Source organism: Streptomyces sp. CWNU-52B, assembly GCF_047444975.1.
GTDB lineage: Bacteria > Actinomycetota > Actinomycetes > Streptomycetales > Streptomycetaceae > Streptomyces.
In genome coordinates this window covers 33,328-47,556 of sequence record NZ_JBLFJV010000046.1, presented here as the reverse complement: position 1 = coordinate 47,556, position 14,229 = coordinate 33,328, and the positions used below count along the sequence as shown (strand labels likewise).

The window sequence follows — 14,229 nt, the reverse complement described above, 5'->3', positions numbered from 1 at the left end:
GTCTCTCCGCTACCGCTACTTGCCGGGCTGCTGCGCCGCGCAGGCCAGGTCGTGCGTCGGGCGCTGCCCCGTCGTCAGGAACGCCGTCACCGTGTCGTTCGCGCACGTGTTGGGGCCGAACGGATAGACACCGTGTCCGCCCTGGTCGGCCGTCACCATCGTGGCCCGCTTCCCGAACGCCTGCCGCAGCTTCTTCGCGCCCGCCAGCGGCGTCCCCGGGTCCCGCTCGTTCTGCACCATGAGCACGTTCGACGGGCCCCGGTCACCGATGCGCACCGGCGGCTCGAACCGCTCCTTCGGCCAGAACGCGCACGGTCCGATGTTGGCCGTGGTGCCGCCCAGCATCGGGTGCTTCACCCGGTCGACCGCGACGTCACGCTGGTACTCCCGGACCGTCCCCGGCCAGCGCGTGTCACCGCACACCACGTAGAAACGGGCGGCCATGAGGTTCTCGATGCCCGGCGGCAGCGGAACGGACGGCACCGTCCCGTCCGTGTCGAGCGCCTGCCAGAACTCGGCCAGCTCGGGCATGAGCACGTCGGCGTAGAGACGGTCGAACGTGTACCCGCGGAACATCGTCCCGTCGATGCCCTGGACCGGCTTCTCGTCCAGCCTCTTCGCGAGATCGAAGTACTTGGCCGTCACCTGCTCCGGTGTGGTGCCAAGACCGTACTCGGGATGCGCGGCGGCGAACGCGGCGAAGTCCGGGAAGCGGTCCTCCAGCCCACGGGCGAACAGCCGCATGGCCGTGATGTCGTACCCGCGCGGTCCGAGGTTGCTGTCGAGCACGATCCGGTCGCTGCGCCCGGGGAACATCGTCGTGTACACCGCGCCGAGGTTGGTGCCGTACGAGTGGCCGAGGTACGAGAGCTTCGGCTCGCCCAGCGCCGCCCGGATCCGGTCCATGTCCCGCGCGGTGTTCGCGGTGGTGGTGTGCGGCAGCATCCACGCCGTCGACGAGGTGGCGCACTGCTCGGCGACGGCGCGCGCCCTCGGCGCCTCCCGTGTGACGTCGGCCGCGGTGTGCGCGTACGGCGGGAAGTTGCCGCGGTACTGCTGTTCCTCCGTCAGATCGCAGGTCACCGGCGTGCTGCGGCCCACGCCGCGCGGGTCGAAGCCGACCAGGTCGTAGGAGTCCAGCACCTCCTTCGGCAGCTTCGCCCCGGCCAGCACGGCCGGGTAGTCGAGGCCCGGACCGCCGGGACCGCCCGGGTTGGTCAGCAGCAGCCCGCGACGCTTCGAGGGGTTCTCGCTCGTCAGCCGGGAGATCGCGATCTCTATCTGCCGGCCGTCCGGATGCCGGTAGTCCAGCGGGACTTCGAGCGTCGAGCACTGGAGACGGGGCGCGGTGATGCCCTCGGGGCACGGGCCCCACCGCACGGTGTCCGGCGGCGTCGCCGACGACACCGCGGTCGCCGCGGTCGCCGCCGACGCCGCCGACGCTCCCGGCATCGTGGTCGCCGCTGCCACGGCGGTGGCGGCGAGGGCCAGGGACAGGGACAGGGTTCTACGCATCTGATGTCCTCCTGAAGGGGCACAAGGGCGCCAAGGGCAATGGCATGCGGGAGCCGCTCGGCACGGGAACGAGTCTGTTCGCGCGGCCCGGCCCGCACATCGGCCCGGCGGCCCGGAGCGCCCCCGACCGCGGGCGAGGCGGTTGTTCGACTCAGGTACAGGGCGGATCAGCCCTCGGTCTGACTCAGCGGCCAAGGGGTTCCGCGACAATGGCCAGGTGAACATGGACGTCGCGCCACGGCTCGGGTGGTGGCAACAGACCTCGCGCCTGGCGGTCGCCGCGGCGCTGGGCGTACCGACCTGGCTCTCCACCGGTGTGGTGCTGAAGTGGCAGGCGACCGACACGGGTGCCTGGTTCCTCGTCGGTGACCCGCTGGTGGCGCTCGGCTGCCTGACGGCACTGCTGTGGCGGCGGAGGTTCCCGCTCGCCGTCGCCATGACCGTCGTGATCGTCTCGACCGCGTCGGCGCTCGCGACCGGCGCCGCGCTGGTGGCGCTGGGCTCCGTCTCCGCCCGTCGTCGTCCGGTGGAGATCGGGGTCGTCGCACTGGCCTACGTGGCCGCGTCACAGTTCGCTGTCGCGGTCTATCCGGTCGAGATCCCGCCCGGTTCTTTGTGGCTGCAGCTCACGTTGCCGGCGCTGACCGCGGGGATCGCGGTGGCCGCCGGCCTGGCCGTCGGCGCGCGGCGGGTCGAGGTGCGGTCGCTGCGCGACCGGGCGGAGAGCGCCGAGCGCGAACAGGCCGCCCGAGCGGCGCAGGCCCGAGCCCTGGAACGCAACCGGATCGCCCGCGAGATGCACGACGTGCTCGCGCACCGGATCTCCCTGGTCGCCATGCAGGCCGGCGTACTGGACCACCGCGGCGACCTCAGTGACGAGGAGAACCGCGTACTGGTCCGCGGTATCGCCGAGGGCTCCCACCAGGCCCTCGAAGAACTACGGGACGTCCTCGGTGTGCTCAGGGCCGACCCGGGCCACCCGGAACCACCCCAGCCCTCCTTCGAACGCATCCCCGACCTGGTGGCCGACTCGCGCACGTCCGGACTGGACGTCACCCTCGCCACCACCGTGACCGGAACGCCGTCCGACGTCGTCGGACGCACCTGCTACCGGGTCGTCCAGGAAGGACTGACCAACGCCGCCAAACACGCCCCGGGCGCCCACATCCGCATCACCCTCGAAGGAACGGCGGGCGGCGGACTCGGCGTCAGCGTCCGCAACTCCCCACCCGCCAGTCACTCACCCGTCCACTCCGCGTACACCTCACGAACCGCACGAACCACGCAACCGCCCGCGTCGGGGTTCGGTCTGCTCGGCCTCACCGAACGCGTCGACCTCGCAGGCGGCACACTCCACCATCACCCCACACCCGACGACGGATACGTCGTCACCGCGCGACTGCCCTGGCCGAGCCCCACCCACGGAAAGAGAGCATGAGTGGACAGCGAGCGGACCCCGGTGCGGGTCGTCGTGGTCGACGACGACCAACTGGTGCGGATGGCGCTGCGGCTCGTCATCGACGGCGAACCGGACCTGACCGTCGTCGCGGAGGCGGCCGACGGGAACGCCGCGATCACGGTGGTGGACGAGCACCGGCCGGACGTCGTCCTGATGGACGTGCGGATGCCCGGCCGCGACGGTCTCAGCGCGACCCGGGAACTCCTGGCCCGGCCGGCGCCGCCCCGGGTGCTCATGCTGACCACCTTCGACTCGGACGATCTGGTGCTCGGCGCCCTGCGCGCCGGAGCGCTCGGGTTCGTCCTGAAGGACACCCCGCCGGCGCGGATCCTCGACGCGGTGCGGACCGTCGCGGACGGCAGCCCCGTGCTGTCCCCTACGGCGACGGCACGGGTGATCGCCGCGGCCACCGGCCCGGCGTCCCCGCACGCCCGTACCTCGTCCCGCGAAGCCGCACGCGCACAGCTGGCCAGACTGACCGACCGAGAACTCGAGACCGCCCGCTGCACATCAGCGTCGCGACCGTCAAAGCGCACACGGGCAGCCTGTTCGCCAAACTGGCGGCCGAGAACCGGGTCCAGATCGCACTCCTGGTCCGCGACGCGGAGGACTGACCCCCGGGCCGACCCCGGGACTGGCCCCGGGACTGGCCCCGGGATCGACGGCCTATCCGCGTCGCCGGGTCTCCCCGGTCGTCGCCGAGCCGTGGACCGTGCCCACCTGGATCACACCGTGGTTCACTCCGCCGCTGACGGTGTTGTGGACACTGGTCGGCCCGGGGCCCGCAACGGGACGGTCGGACGGCGGCGTCAACTCGTCCAGCAGCGCGCGGAGTTCAGCAGCCGCCGCGGGGTCGTCGCGCAGGGTGCGCCGGAGCCGGACGCGCCAGGACGCCCGTACGTCGTCCTCGGCGTCCTCGTCCTCGGCGTCGCGCGCGGCGACGAGGTCGGCGCGCGATGCCTCCAACTCGCCCTGGACGGCGTCGACGGCATCCTCGTCGCCCTCCCGCGAGAAGAAGCCGGCGACCCGGTCCCGTACGTTCCCCCACCCGTCCGTCACCATCTGCTGCACCAGTGCCGTGGCCCCCGCCGCCGCCAGCGCCGCCAACTCCGCGTCCATCGGGCCCCCTTCGTCACGGTTCGGAACAGTCAAGGTTACGCGCCGACGTGCCCGCGCCTCCGGGTCGCTCCGCGCACACTCGCCCTCCCCGTACGCCCCGTCCAGGAGCCCTACCTCATACGCCCCTGCCTCGTACACCCCCGTCTCGTACGCCCTGCCTCGTACGCCGCGTCTATCGCAGCAGGTCGTCAGGGTGGCCGGACACGCGGTGCAGGTGACGGCCCGCCGCCACCATGCGGCCCAGCAGGTCATGGCCGTCGGCGGCGACGAGCAGCCCGTCGACGACGGCCGCGTTCATCAGGTCGAAGGTCTCCTTGGTGGTGATGCCCTGCCGGCGCGCGTACGAGCCGGCCGACCGGTCGTCGGTGATCCACACGGAGTCACGGAACTCCGGGCGCCCCATGATCAGTACACAGGTCTCGGCCTCGCCCAGGTGCTTGGTCGGCATCGTCGCGACTCCGCCGAAGACCGCTCGCCGCAGCCGGTCGACCGCGGCGATCTCTTCGACGTCCGTGATGGCGATGGGCTCCCCGAGCATGCCGAGGGACATGACGTCCCGTAATCGAGGCAGGTACCGGGCCGACTGCTCGGCCTCGTGCTTGACGGCCTCGGTCCAGCGACCGCGTCCGTCGAGCACTTTCTCCAGCAGCGGTACGCGGTCGACGGCCGCGAAGTTGCACAGGACGGTGTTGTCCGGGAACCAGCAGATTCTCATGGCTGGAAGATCAGGTCCCCTTCTTCCACGTCACTGACGGATGGCTCCGGAGTGTCGGGCTCGGCCGGGTCGAGGAGGTCGTGCAGATGGTCCACGTCCACTCCCAGCAGGGATGCGAGGGGCCTGAGCGTGGTCTCCCCGTCGGCGTAGCACGTGTAGAGGGCGGCCACGAGGCGTACGGGGAACCGCTCGGCCGCGGCCCAGGCGAGCTGCCGCTGGAAGGCGTCGGTCGCGCCGGCCAGCAGATGGCAGACCTCGGTGGTCAGTCCCCTGTGGTGGGGCGCCGACTTGGCGTCGACCAGGCGGAGTTGACTCAGCCGTGCGCTCAGGGCGCTGGGCGAGACCTTGAACGCGACGACCAGCTCGGAGAACGCCTCGACGGTGAGCCTGCCGTGCCGGTCCGCCACCTGGCGGAACTGGTCGCGGACCTCGGGCTCGGGCATCAGCAGGTTGGACGCGAAGACATTGGCCCGTACCTCGGTGAGGTCCTTCTGCCGGCCCGGTGCCACATGTGACTCGACGACCAGTTCCTGGGCGTCGCGGGCCAGGATGTGGCCCAGCTCGTGCGCCAGGGTGAACCTCTGGCGGGTCCAGGTCTCCGTGGGCCCGATGAGGATGAGGCGGAACCCGTCCGTCTGCCAGGTGAGCCCGTCCACGGTCTCGGGCAGGCTCGTGATCGCGATGTCCACGCCGAACACCTGCGTACAGGCCGTGATCAGCACGTCGGTCTCCAGGCCCGCCACGGTCCGGGGGCCGTCCCCGGCCGTGAGCACACCGACCGCGTCCTGCGCGAGCCGCTTCCCCTGATCGACGAAACGCTTGAGGCCGGGGCTGACCGAGGGCATGGGCGGCAGCTTCGGCGGCCTTCCCAGCAGCTCCAGCACTTCGTACGCCGCCGTGAAACGGTCCGCTGCATCGCTGACGCGGCCCCGCCCGGGAACCACCGCGGCCGTGGTGCGGGCCGCGAACGCCGGACGCAGCGGCTCGCGCCCCGTGAGCAGCCAGTCCACGGTCCTGCCGCCCGCCTCGGCGATCAACGCCAGATCGAGCGACGTGAAGCGGCGCACGCCCGCCAGGGACTTGGACAGCTTGTCGGGCGTGAGCCCCACCTTCTCGGCGAACGCAGCCTGGCTCATCGAGGCCGCCTCTATCACGCTGCGCACACGAGCGATCACAGATTCAGGCATACACCCACCGTAACCGCGCCTTGCGAATATCGCAACGTACTGGCCAGAGCATCCGGCTGCGCGACGGCTGATGCGCGGCGCGCATCGCATCGCGGTCACCCGAGCCCTGGGCGGTCCGCCCAAGTCCGGGACGGGTCCGCCCAAGCCCGGGACGGGGCCGGCCCGGGTGGGCGGTGGGCGCACCGCGGCGGCCTGCGGCTGGGGCCGCCGGGCGCGCCCCCTGGCTCCTCAGCTTCCGCTCGCCACTGCCTTACGCAGGGTCACCAGTTCTCCGTACATCACTTCACCCGGGCACTCGGTCGACAGCCAGTCGCGGTGGCCGCTGATCTCGTCGACCTCCTTCGTCTCCGCGGTGATCGGGTTGGTGTACGTGACCTTGGCCTCCGGGTCGACCCCGTGCAGGCGGGTCAGGGCACGGACCAGGCGGGTGAGGGAGGCGCGGGCCGCGTCGGTCGGGCCCTGTTCCATCAGGTTGCCGAGGAGCGCGATCCCGAGGTTGCCCGAGTTGAAGCCGCCCACGTGGAAGGCGGTCACGAGCCCGCCGTCCGCGTCGTGGGCCGGGGCGCCGTCGTCGCCCGAGAAGCGGCCCTCGTAGACACGGCCCTCCTCGTCGATGAGGAAGTGGTAGCCGATGTCGCCCCAGTCGTTGGTGATCGCGTGCAGCTCGTAGATCGCACGCACCGTGGCGGCCGGGTCCGCGTCACCGTTGACCGTGGCGGTGTGGTGCACGGTCAGGGTCTGGAACGGGTAGTACGCCTGCGGGGTGTTCTCCGTACCGTCCTCCTTGAAGCGGAGGCTCTCGTCGGCGCCCCAGGCCGCGCGCGACAGATACGCGACGCCACGCACCCGCGTGGTGTCCTGCGGCACGGCGACCTTGCGCGCGGGGCCCTGGGTGGTGTCGATGGCCCGCGACCGCAGATCCGTGGCACCGTCCGGGGCCTTCAGCTCGTAACCCGCGGCCTTGTCCGCGTGGACGAGCAGCGCGCCGCCGTTGCTCTCCGAACAGCCGTCGCCGCTCAGGGACTTCCAGGCGCCCTTGACGCCGTCCGCGTCGGTCAGCCGGATACTGCCGCCGGCGGCCTTGGGCGTGCCGGTCCAGCGCACACCCACGTAGCCGATGGGGAAGGCCGCCTCGACGGGCGCCTCTCCCGCGGCCGCCTTGGCGCGGGTCCTGGGAAACGTCTCGGAGGTCGTACCTGGCTCCGAGTCCGCGGTGTCCGCGCCGGCCTCTTGCGAGCCGGTGTTGGCCATCACGACGGGGGTGAGCACGGCGCCCGCCGCGACCGCGCCCGCCGCACCGATCAGCCCGCGCCGCGTGACGCGCGACCCGACACGATGAGAGGCGGGAGAGTGAGTGGCGGGCTCGGAGGCCGGGGTGGGGTCGGTGGGGGGCACAGTCATGGGGGGTTCCTTAACGCTTCGGGTCGTTCCGGACGGACGCGCGGGCACATGAGAGGTACGGGCCGCACGGCCACACAGCCGTACAGCCGGCCGCACAAAGGCCCACGCTCCAGCCGTACTTGAAGACCCAAAGGATCCTAGGGCGTCGGCTCACCGGCGCCGTCCGCGGCCATCGTTAAAATCCCGGGATGCACTCTTCCCCCGCCCCGCACTCCCACACTTCCCCCACACTCTCCTCGTCTCCGGCGCGACTGGTCCGTGAGTTTCATCTGGCGTTCGGACTCGACGCCCGTACGACACCCACCGAGGTCGCACCGCGACTTGCCGCGCACCGCGGGGAGTTGCTGGCCGAGGAGGCCGCGGAGGTGGCGGAGGTGTCCGTGTCCGGGCCGCTCGACGAGCTGGCGCACGAACTGGCGGACGTCGTGTACGTCGCCTACGGCACCGCGCTCGTGCACGGCATCGACCTGGACGCGGTGATCGCCGAGATCCATCGCGCCAACATGACGAAGATCGGACCCGACGGACGGGTGAGCCGCCGCGCGGACGGCAAGGTCCTCAAGGGGGAGCACTACCGGGCGCCGGACGTGTCGGCCGTGCTGCGCGGCCAGGGCTGGGAGCCCCGACCGAACGCCTGACACCGATTCCCAAGTCCCGATTCCCAAGTCCCGAATCTCGAATCTCGAAATCCGCCGGTACCTGCTGCCGCCGTCCGCACGAGCCACACCCGAAGTACCCGAAGTACCCGAAGTGCCCGTCGCACCCGTCGCACCCGGAATCACTCCGCCGGCCGCGCCCACGTCCGTCGCTTCGGCAGTGGCTTCGCGTAGCCGCCCGCGCGGCTCGTCGTGAGGCCCAGCGACACCAGCGACTCGGCGAGTTTCACCGCCGCGCCCACCCCGTCGACGACCGGCAGCCCCAGCTTCTCCCCCACGGCCCGTTGCAGACCGGTCATCCCGGCGCAGCCCAGTACCAGGACCTCGGCGCCGGCCTCCCTGGCCCGTTCGGCCGCGGCGACGAAGGCCGCCTCCGTACGCTCCGGGTCGCCGAGGTCGAGGACGCCGAGCCCCGTGCCCACGACGGCCACGCAGTGCTGGGCGACACCCGCCGTGTACAGGCTGTCCTCGATCTGCCCGGCCGACCGCTGCAACGTGGTGACGACTCCGTACCGCCGCCCGAGCAGGCAGGCGAGATGCGCGGCCGCCTCGGTGATGTCGACGACGGGTACGTCCACGAGTTCCCGTACGCCCTCGCGCCCGTGCTCCCCGAAACCGGCCATGACGACGGCGTCGTACGGACCCTCGTACGTGCGCAGGGTGTCGAGGACGGCGGCGGCCGACAGGTAGCTGTCGAGCCAGCCCTCCGCGGACTCGGGCCCCCACCCGGGGGTGAGTCCGAGCACGGTGGTGCCCGGGCCTGCCGCTGCCCGGGCACCTCGCACGATCTCCTCGGTCATCCCCTGCGTCGTATTGCAGTTGGTGACGACGATCCGCACGCTCAGCCCTCCTGAGGAGCAGGGGACGGGGCCGGGTCCGGGTCCGAGATCAGGACCGGGGCCGGGGCCGGGGTCGCGGCGCGTTCCGAGCGGCACAGCAGCATGTACAGACCGGCGGCCAGCGCCGTCCCGATGAACCAGGAGTACGGGGCCACGTCGCTGAAGGTCTTCACCAGCGCGAGCACCGCCGAGACCGCCGCCGCGGGCAGGAACGCCCACAGGGCCTTGGGGTTGACGCCCTTGCGGTAGTAGTACCGCGATCCGGGTGCGGCGTCGAAGAGCTCGTTCACATCGATGCGGCCGCGCTTGACCCAGAAGTAGTCGAGCATGATCACGCCGAACAGCGGGCCCAGGAAGGCGCCGAGGCCGCCGAGGAAGTAGTTGACGACCGTGGGGTTGGAGAAGAGGTTCCACGGCGTGACGACCAGCGCGGCGACGGTACTGATCATGCCGCCGATCTTGAAGGTGATTTTCTGCGGCCAGACGTTGGCCAGGTCGTACGCGGGCGAGACGAAGTTGGCGACGATGTTGACGCCCATGGTGGCGATGGCGAAGGTCAACGCGCCCAGGATCAGCACCCACTTGTTGCCGATCTCCGCGACGAGGTGGGCGGGGTCGGTGATGGCCTTGCCGAACACCTCGATCGAGCCGGCCGTGACGATGACCGACACGATCACGAAGGCGGTCGAGTTGATCGGCAGGCCCCAGAAGTTGCCGCGCTTGACGGTCCGGTAGCTGGGCGCGAAGCGCGAGAAGTCGCAGAAGTTGAGCATCAGCGTGCCGTACGTGGCGAGGATCAGCCCGATCGCGCCGAACCACTGCCGCCACTGCTCACCCACGGAGACCGGGTTCGGGGTCGAGGTGAGCGAGATGGTCCAGCCGGCCTTCGCGAGGATCCAGACGGCGAGGGCGATCATCACGAGCCAGATCGCCGGGCCGCAGAAGTCCTGGAACTTCCGGACCGACTCCATACCCTGACTGATGATCAGGGCTTGGACGAGCCAGAGCGAGACGAAGGACAGCCAGCCGAGCGCGTGCAGACCGAGGAACGAGCTGTGCGTCCAGGACTCCAGCCCCGGCCAGGCCGCGAGCAGCATGATGTTGACGGCGACGGAGGCCAGGTACGTCTGGATGCCGTACCACATGATGGCGATGACGGCCCTGATCAGGGCCGGTATGTTCGCGCCCCAGACCCCGAAGCTGATGCGGCTGATGACCGGGAAGGGCACACCGTGGCTCTGTCCGATCTTCCCCATCCAGTTCATGCCGATGTAGATGAGCACGAAGCCGACGAGCAGGGACGTGAAGATCTGCCAGACGTTCATGCCGAGCACCAGCAGCCCGGCGGCGAACGTGTAGTTGCCGAGGTTGTGGACGTCGGACATCCACATGGCGAAGAGGTCGAAGACCTTCCAGTTGCGCTTGCCCGCGGGCGCGAGGTCTTCGTTGGTGAGCCGGGGGTCGGGGACGAACGCCGGCGCACTGGTGGCTGCGGCCGGATCGGCGAGGGACACAGGGCCTCCATGAGCTGAGCGGGGGACGGGGAGGTGAGGCGAGAGGACAGCTGCGGCTTGTTTGGTATACCAAACTGGAGTCATGGTCCCGCCCTCGACGACATCTCGCCATGTCCATGCGGTTACGGCTCGGTAAAACAGTCCCGGGGTCGGCGAGGATGGACGCATGACGACGGTGGAACCGCTGGGGGCGGTGCGCGAGCGAGTGCTCAGATCGCTGCGGCAGGAGATCATCGCCGGGCGGCTGCTGCCCGGCGACCGGCTGGTCGAGCGCGAGCTGGCCGAACGGTTCGGGGTCTCCCGGGTGCCGGTCCGCGAGGCGATCCGGGCCCTGGTCACCGAGGGCTTCGTCCTCTTCGAGACCCCGCGCCGCACCGTCGTACGCCGGCTGACCCCCACCGACGTGGCGGAGCTCTTCGAACTCCGAGAGGCTCTGGAGGTGTACGCCACCGGGCTCGCCGCCCAGCGCGCCACCCGGGCCGACCTGGCCGAACTCGAAGAACTCCTCGACCGCGCGGCGGAGGCGACCGACGCCGACGACGCGGAAGCGATCACCGACATCAACACCCGCTTCCACGACCGGATCCTGGCGATGTCCGGGAACAGCCTGCTGATCTCCGCGATGGAACCGCTCGACGGCCGACTGCGCCGACTCACCCGCCAGAACGAGGAGTGGCCCCAGCTCCTCACCGAACACCGGGAGCTGTACGCCGCCATCGCCACCGGCGACCGTGAGCGGGCCCGCGCCCACTCCCTGGCCCACGTCCAGGCCAACTACCGCTCGACGGTGCGCCACCTCTTCGGCGACACCGAGACCGGTGCCGTCATCGGTACCGACGGCGAAGGAGAAGCGTGACTGTACGTACGGCTGTCGGCGCCGCGCGGAACCGGCCCTGCACGCTCGTCGTCTGCCGCGGCTGCTGCTGCGGCGACGCGCGCAAGTACCCCGGCTACGACCACGACGGGCAACTGGGGCGGCTGCGCGCCGCAGCCGCCGCCTCCGGCGGTCGCCTCGCGATCCGTACGGCGGACTGTCTCGGCCCCTGCGACCAGGCCAACATCATCGTGGTACAGCCGTCGGGCGAAGGCCGCAGACGGGGCGGCCGGGCCGTCTGGATCGGCTGGTCGATGGGCGACGACTGCACCGACGAGATACTGCGCTGGGCCGAGGCCGGCGGACCCGGCGTCGCCGCTCCCCCGGCAACGCTTGAACTGCAGTTCGTGCAGTCGGCGGGCGAACGGGACCGGGCGCGCCGCTAGCCGTCGGCTTCCAGCCGCTGGGGCGTGTTCCGCGGCGCCCGGCCGGCCGCGTATCGGTCGGTGGCCGCGATCAGCTCGTCCACGACGCCGGTCGCTCGCGCGTCGTGCCCCACGTCGTCCACGACGACCAGCTCGCTGCCGGGCCACGCGTGGTGGAGCCGCCACACCGTACCCAGGAGGTTCCCGAAGTCGAGGCTGCCCTGGACGAGGGTGCCGGGGATGTCCTTGAGCAGCGGGGCGTCACGCAGGACGACGGCCTGTTCCTCGCCGAGGAAGTGGTCGTTGCCGAAGTAGTGGGTGACCGTGCGGGCGAAGGCCAGGCGGAACTCCGGGTCCTCGTAACGCTCCACCGACCGCGGCGGCGCCGGGACGATCGCCGTCTCCCAGTCGGTCCAGGCCCGCGCCGCCCTGGCCCGCACCCGCGGGTCGGGGGACTCGATGAGCCGGTTGTACGCGGCCGCCAGGTTCCCGTCCCGGTCGTCCTCAGGCAGCTCGGCGAGGAACCGCTCGAACGCCTCGGGGAAGATCTGCCCAAGTCCCCTGGTCAGGAGGGCCACTTCGGCGGTGGACCCGGTGGCGACGCACGTGAGGACCAGCTCCGACACGGCCTCCGGATGTGTCTGCGCGTACCGCAGCCCGAGCACCGAGCCCCAGGAGACTCCCCACACGAGCCACCGCTCGATCCCCAACTCCGCCCGCAGCAGCTCCAGATCACCGATCTGCCGGGCCGTCGTGTTGCGGCTCATGTCGGTCTCGTACGCGCTCGCGTGCGGTGTCGACCGCCCGCAGCCCCTCTGGTCGAACAGGACGATGCGGTACGCGGCCGGGTCGAAGTAGCGCCGGAAGCCCGGGGTGCAGCCGGAGCCCGGCCCGCCGTGCAGCACGACCGCGGGCTTGCCCCGCGGGTTCCCGCACACCTCCCAGTACACGCGGTTGCCGTCACCGACGTCGAGCATGCCGTGGTCGTACGGTTCGATCTCCGGATACAGGCCCATTCGCACGACCCTAGCCCTTACGACGCCAGCCCTTACGACCCTGGCCCTGACGCTCGCTCCGCCGTCAGCCCTGCCGTGAGCCCTGCCATACGCGCCGCCGTACGCAGCACGTCCCGCAGCATCTCGGGGGTCAGCCGCCCGGTGAAGGTGTTGCGCTGGCTGACGTGGAAGCACCCGAAGAGCTCCAGCGGCCGGTCCGGGCCGTCCGGGGACCGTTTCGCTCCCTCCGCTCCCTCCACCCCCTCAGCCCCATCCGCCCTCTCCGATGCCCCGGATTCCTCCGCCACGCCCGATACCTCCAGGGTGACCCGCGCCCCGTGCGCGAAGGCCGGCCGGGGCCGGGGCACCTGCCACCCCGCCGCGGCGAACGCCGGCAACGCGGCCTGCCAGCCGAAGCCGCCGAGCACGACGACCACGCGGAGCGTGGGTGCGAGCAGCCGCAGTTCGCTCACCAGCCAGGGGCGGCAGGTGTTCCGTTCCTCGGGGGTCGGCTTGTTGGCGGGCGGGGCACAGTGCACGGGCGACGTGACGCGGACGCCGTACAGGTCCAGCCCGTCGCCCGCGCTCTCGGAGGTGGGCTGCGAGGCGAGGCCCACGTCGTACAGCGCCTCGTACAGCACGTCCCCCGACCGGTCCCCCGTGAACATCCGGCCGGTCCGGTTCCCGCCGTGCGCCGCGGGCGCGAGCCCGACCACCAGCAGCGAGGCGTCGGGCGGTCCGAAACCCGGCACCGGGCGGCCCCAGTACGTCCAGTCCGCGAAGGCCGCCCGCTTCGTCCGGGCCACCTCCTCCCGCCACTCGACCAGCCGTGGGCAGGCCCGGCACCCGGCGATCCGCCGGTCCAGCTCCGCCAGGGTGCGCTCCTGTTCCATGCCTCCACGGTATGCCCGGCGAGAGCCCGGCCCCTCGCGACGGAAAACGACTCCGACCTCGCACCCGCCGAGGACTAAGGTCGGACCATGGCTTCAGGCACGCGAGGGACGCAGAGGAACGAGACGGGGCACGAGGACGCCGGTCCGGGCACGAACCGCCCCACCGACGCCAAGGCCGACGCCACCGACACGGAGACCAAGGCCACCAGCGACACCGGTGCCCCCGACGCCGGAGCCACCGACGCCGCCGCCGTGGCCGACGCCGTGGCCGTCGCGAAGGCTGCCGCGCCCACGAGCGGCGAGACCGTGCGCGTCGACAGCTGGATCTGGTCCGTCCGCCTCGTGAAGACCCGCTCCGCGGGCGCCACCGCCTGCCGCGGCGGCCACGTCCGTGTGAACGGCGACCGGGTCAAGCCCGCGTATGCCGTCCGCGTCGGTGACGAGGTCCGCCTGCGCCAGGCCGACCGGGAACGCGTCGTCGTCGTGAAGCGCGTGATCCGCAAGCGGGTCGGGGCCTCGGTCGCCGCCGAGTGCCTGATCGACAACAGCCCGCCGCCCCCGCCCCGCGAGGCCGTCGCCCCCGCCGGCATCCGCGACCGGGGCACCGGCCGCCCCACCAAGCGCGACCGCCGTGACCTGGAACGCCTCCGCGGTCTGGGCTCCCCCGGCGACATCCCCAAGGCCCCCTGAGTTCAGC

14 protein-coding genes and 1 pseudogene are annotated in these 14,229 nt (G+C 71.5%); 6 read left to right on the top strand and 9 right to left on the bottom strand.

Features of this window, described 5'->3' with window-relative positions; all coding sequences use genetic code 11:
• Positions 1–15: 15 nt before the first annotated feature.
• Positions 16–1,515, bottom strand: a complete 1,500-nt coding sequence (locus tag ACLVWQ_RS30965) for an alpha/beta hydrolase (protein WP_414112542.1) — start codon at positions 1,513–1,515, stop codon at positions 16–18.
• 217 nt (positions 1,516–1,732) lie between these two features.
• On the opposite strand from ACLVWQ_RS30965, the gene ACLVWQ_RS30960 reads away from it, so the two are divergent.
• A complete protein-coding gene (locus tag ACLVWQ_RS30960) occupies positions 1,733–2,953 on the top strand; it encodes a sensor histidine kinase (protein WP_414112541.1) in 1,221 nt (406 codons plus the stop codon).
• Positions 2,954–3,588: pseudogene (locus ACLVWQ_RS30955) on the top strand (response regulator).
• Between the two features lie 52 nt (positions 3,589–3,640).
• Here the strand turns inward: ACLVWQ_RS30955 and ACLVWQ_RS30950 are convergent.
• The 4 genes from ACLVWQ_RS30950 to ACLVWQ_RS30935 all read right to left on the bottom strand — a co-directional run bounded on the left by ACLVWQ_RS30950 (position 3,641) and on the right by ACLVWQ_RS30935 (position 7,396).
• Complete coding sequence (locus ACLVWQ_RS30950; RefSeq protein WP_414112540.1) at positions 3,641–4,093, bottom strand: hypothetical protein; 453 nt, start codon at positions 4,091–4,093, stop codon at positions 3,641–3,643.
• 172 nt (positions 4,094–4,265) lie between these two features.
• Positions 4,266–4,808 (bottom strand): hypothetical protein, encoded by a 543-nt coding sequence (locus ACLVWQ_RS30945; RefSeq protein WP_414112539.1) that lies wholly within the window; start codon positions 4,806–4,808, stop codon positions 4,266–4,268.
• Positions 4,805–5,995: a helix-turn-helix domain-containing protein gene (locus ACLVWQ_RS30940; RefSeq protein ID WP_414112538.1), complete on the bottom strand. Its 1,191-nt coding sequence runs from the start codon at positions 5,993–5,995 to the stop codon at positions 4,805–4,807. Before ACLVWQ_RS30940 ends, ACLVWQ_RS30945 begins: the two co-directional genes overlap by 4 nt.
• Positions 5,996–6,223: 228 nt before the next feature.
• A complete protein-coding gene (locus tag ACLVWQ_RS30935; protein WP_414112537.1) occupies positions 6,224–7,396 on the bottom strand; it encodes a peptidoglycan recognition family protein in 1,173 nt (390 codons plus the stop codon).
• Between the two features lie 188 nt (positions 7,397–7,584).
• Between ACLVWQ_RS30935 and ACLVWQ_RS30930 the strand changes: the two genes are divergently transcribed.
• Complete coding sequence (locus tag ACLVWQ_RS30930) at positions 7,585–8,034, top strand: MazG nucleotide pyrophosphohydrolase domain-containing protein (RefSeq protein WP_414112536.1); 450 nt, start codon at positions 7,585–7,587, stop codon at positions 8,032–8,034.
• Positions 8,035–8,174: 140 nt separating this feature from the next.
• Here ACLVWQ_RS30930 and ACLVWQ_RS30925 read toward each other — a convergent pair whose 3' ends face one another.
• Positions 8,175–8,891 carry an aspartate/glutamate racemase family protein gene (locus ACLVWQ_RS30925; protein ID WP_414112535.1) on the bottom strand — a complete coding sequence of 239 codons (717 nt, stop codon included), beginning with the start codon at positions 8,889–8,891 and terminating at the stop codon, positions 8,175–8,177.
• Between the two features lie 2 nt (positions 8,892–8,893).
• On the bottom strand, positions 8,894–10,405 hold the full coding sequence (locus ACLVWQ_RS30920; RefSeq protein ID WP_414112534.1) for an NCS1 family nucleobase:cation symporter-1: 1,512 nt from the start codon (positions 10,403–10,405) through the stop codon (positions 8,894–8,896).
• Positions 10,406–10,571: 166 nt separating this feature from the next.
• On the opposite strand from ACLVWQ_RS30920, the gene ACLVWQ_RS30915 reads away from it, so the two are divergent.
• Both ACLVWQ_RS30915 and ACLVWQ_RS30910 read left to right on the top strand, forming a co-directional pair.
• Complete coding sequence (locus tag ACLVWQ_RS30915) at positions 10,572–11,261, top strand: GntR family transcriptional regulator (protein ID WP_414112533.1); 690 nt, start codon at positions 10,572–10,574, stop codon at positions 11,259–11,261.
• Positions 11,258–11,665 (top strand): (2Fe-2S) ferredoxin domain-containing protein, encoded by a 408-nt coding sequence (locus tag ACLVWQ_RS30910; protein ID WP_414112532.1) that lies wholly within the window; start codon positions 11,258–11,260, stop codon positions 11,663–11,665. The genes ACLVWQ_RS30915 and ACLVWQ_RS30910 overlap by 4 nt, the downstream gene beginning before the upstream one ends.
• Here the strand turns inward: ACLVWQ_RS30910 and pip are convergent.
• Together pip and ACLVWQ_RS30900 are read right to left on the bottom strand one after the other, a co-directional pair.
• Positions 11,662–12,660: a prolyl aminopeptidase gene (gene pip, locus ACLVWQ_RS30905; protein ID WP_414112531.1), complete on the bottom strand. Its 999-nt coding sequence runs from the start codon at positions 12,658–12,660 to the stop codon at positions 11,662–11,664. The two genes, ACLVWQ_RS30910 and pip, sit on opposite strands and share 4 nt — an antisense overlap.
• 32 nt (positions 12,661–12,692) lie before the next feature.
• Positions 12,693–13,532: a uracil-DNA glycosylase gene (locus tag ACLVWQ_RS30900; RefSeq protein ID WP_414112530.1), complete on the bottom strand. Its 840-nt coding sequence runs from the start codon at positions 13,530–13,532 to the stop codon at positions 12,693–12,695.
• Between the two features lie 87 nt (positions 13,533–13,619).
• Here ACLVWQ_RS30900 and ACLVWQ_RS30895 point away from each other — a divergent pair, with 87 nt between their 5' ends.
• Positions 13,620–14,222, top strand: coding sequence for an RNA-binding S4 domain-containing protein (locus ACLVWQ_RS30895; protein ID WP_414112529.1), 603 nt, complete (start codon positions 13,620–13,622; stop codon positions 14,220–14,222).
• Positions 14,223–14,229: the final 7 nt, after the last annotated feature.